Annotated in this window: 2 protein-coding genes; both read right to left on the bottom strand. The window is 65.3% G+C overall.

What is annotated here, in order from left to right; translation table 11 throughout:
• Window positions 1-203: 203 nt before the first annotated feature.
• The gene (gene fba, locus I6U14_RS03840) at window positions 204-1268 is read right to left on the bottom strand and encodes a class II fructose-bisphosphate aldolase (protein WP_296897002.1); all 1065 of its coding nucleotides are present in this window, start codon (window positions 1266-1268) and stop codon (window positions 204-206) included.
• Between the two features lie 58 nt (window positions 1269-1326).
• The coding region (pyk, locus tag I6U14_RS03835) for a pyruvate kinase (protein ID WP_296897000.1) at window positions 1327-2745 on the bottom strand (1419 nt) is incomplete at its 5' end.

The following is a 2745-nucleotide window of genomic DNA, read 5'->3' as shown; positions in this document are numbered from 1 at the left end:
GAGATCAATTGACAAACAGGTGATTCTGGTGAAGTTAAGTATACTGTCACCGTTTATTGCCGTAATCGGTGGCTGGGCAGCCGCCCGGCAATTGGCAGGGTCATGACCGAGCCCCAAGCGGTGCTGCTAAACGCAAAAAAAGGGGCGCCGAAGCGCCCCCCTCTCTTCCCTTATTCGGTTTTCCGCGCCAGCGGAAAACCGGATCAGTTGACCTTCGGGTCGAGCTCGCCCTTGGCGTAGCGGTCGGTCATGTCCTCCAGCGACAGGACCTTGATCTTGCTCGCGTTGCCGGCGGTGCCGAAGGCCTCGTAGCGCGCCTTGCAGATCTCCTTCATGGCCTTGGTGGAGGCCGCGAGGTACTTGCGCGGATCGAAGTTTTTGGGGTTCTCCGCCAAGTGGCGGCGGATGGCGCCCGTGGAAGCCATGCGCAGGTCGGTATCGATGTTGACCTTACGCACACCGTTCTTGATGCCCTCGGCGATCTCCTCCACCGGCACGCCGTAGGTCTCGCCCATGTCGCCGCCGAACTCGTCGATGATCTTGAGCCAGTCCTGCGGCACGCTGGAGGAGCCGTGCATCACCAGGTGGGTATCCGGGATGCGGGCGTGGATCTCGCGGATGCGCTGGATGGCCAGGATGTCGCCCGTCGGCGGCCGGGTGAACTTGTAGGCGCCGTGGCTGGTGCCGATAGCAATCGCCAGCGCGTCCACGTGGGTGTCCTTGACGAACTTGGCGGCCTCCTCCGGGTCGGTCAGCAGCTGGCTGTGGTCGAGCTGGCCCTCGGCGCCGGAGCCGTCCTCTTCGCCGGCCATGCCGGTCTCGAGCGAGCCCAGGCAGCCCAGCTCGCCCTCGACGGAGACACCGCAGGCGTGCGCCATGTCCACGACCTGGCGGGTGACGCGGGCGTTGTAGTCGTAGTCCATCGGCGTCTTCATGTCCTCGCCGAGCGACCCGTCCATCATCACGGAGCTGAAGCCGAGCTGGATGGAGCGCTGGCAGACGGCCGGGGAGGCGCCGTGGTCCTGGTGCATGACCACCGGGATGTGCGGCCACTCCTCGATGGCGGCGAGGATCAGGTGGCGCAGGAAGGGGGCACCGGCGTACTTGCGGGCACCGGCCGAGGCCTGGCAGATGACCGGGGAGTCGGTCTCGTCGGCGGCCTCCATGATGGCGCGCATCTGCTCCAGGTTGTTGACGTTGAACGCAGGCACGCCGTACTGATGCTCGGCGGCGTGGTCCAGCAGCTGGCGGAGTGAAATCAAGGCCATTGGGGCTCTCCTGTGTCGATGAGTGAGTGTTGCGGGTGGATGTGGGGCGGTGCTCGCCTCAGTCGCCGGCCAGCAGCTTGTGCTCGCCGACGCGCATGATCTTCATGATGTTGGTCTGTCCCTCGACGCCGCCGCGGTCGCCCTTGGTGATGATCACCAAATCGCCGTCGACGACGGTGCCCTGTCGCAGCAGCTCTTCGATGACCTCGCGGTTGACCTCATGGATGTTCTTGCTCGCGACATCGAAGTTTATCGGGTAGACGCCACGGTAAAGCGTGACTTTTCTGCGGGTATGCACGACCCGGGTCAGAGCATAAATGGGGATGCCGGTGTTGAGCCGGGACATCCACTTGACCGTACTGCCGGACTCGGTCAGCGCGGCCACGGCCTTCACACCCAAGTGGTTGGCCGCATACATGGCGGACATGGCGATGGCCTCGTCCACGCGCTTGAAGCGGGTGTCCAGCCGGTGGCGGGACTTGCGGCGGTAGTTCTCGGACTCCGCACAGATGCGGTCCATGGCCGCGACCACCTTGGCCGGATATTTGCCGACGGAGCTCTCGGCGGAGAGCATCACGGCATCGGTGCCGTCCAACACTGCGTTGGCGACGTCGAAGACTTCGGCCCGCGTCGGGATCGGGTTGTCGATCATGGACTGCATCATCTGCGTGGCGGTGATGACAACGCAGTCCAGGTCCCGCGCCTCGCTGATGAGCCGCTTCTGCACCGCCGGCAGCTCGGCATCGCCGATCTCGACGCCGAGATCGCCGCGCGCCACCATAATCACGTCCGATGCCTCGATGATCTCCGTGGCGTGCTCCAGGGCCTCGGCGCGCTCGATCTTGGCAACGACGCCGCCCTTGCCGCCGGCCTTGGTGAAGAGCTGCCGCGCCAGGCGGACATCCTCGGGGCTGCGCACGAAGGAGACGGCCAGGTAGTCTGCCTCCACCGACGCGGCGAACTCGATGTCCGCCTTGTCCTTGTCCGTCAGCGCCGGCGCCGACAGTCCGCCGCCGCGCTTGTTGATGCCCTTGTTGTTGGAAAGCTTGCCGCCAAGGAGCACGGTGCACTGAATACTGCGCCCGTAGACCTCGGTGACCTCCAGCTCGATGGCGCCATCGTCAAGCACGAGCTGGTCCCCCGGCATCACGTCATCCGCGAGCTTGGCGTAGGTGCAACCAACGCGGGTCTGATCGCCGGAGTCCAGCGGGCAGTCGAGATCGATGCTGAAGCTGTCGCCCTGAGTCAGCTCAATGCGGTCGTTCTGGAAGCGCCCAATGCGGATCTTGGGCCCCTGCAGGTCGACGAGCACGCCCAGCGGATGCTTCATGGCCTTCGCCACGGTGCGCACCCGCTCCACCCGCTTGCGCTGGCGCTCGTGGGTGTCGTGGCTCATGTTGAGCCGAGCGACATTGAGGCCGGCGGCCACCATATCCTCCAGCACGCCGGGTGGGTCGGTGGCAGGGCCGAGGGTGGC

The sequence above is a fragment of the Thiohalocapsa sp. genome, from assembly GCF_019695415.1.
Lineage (GTDB): Bacteria > Pseudomonadota > Gammaproteobacteria > Chromatiales > Chromatiaceae > Thiohalocapsa.
Note: the sequence above shows the minus strand (reverse complement) of the source record. Positions and strands in the feature narration are given on the sequence as shown.

Bases quoted from the DNA above. Each gene is read 5' to 3' on its own strand.
- fba (WP_296897002.1), bottom strand. From the start codon at position 1,268: ATGGCCTTGATTTCACTCCGCCAGCTGCTGGACCACGCCGCCGAGCAT.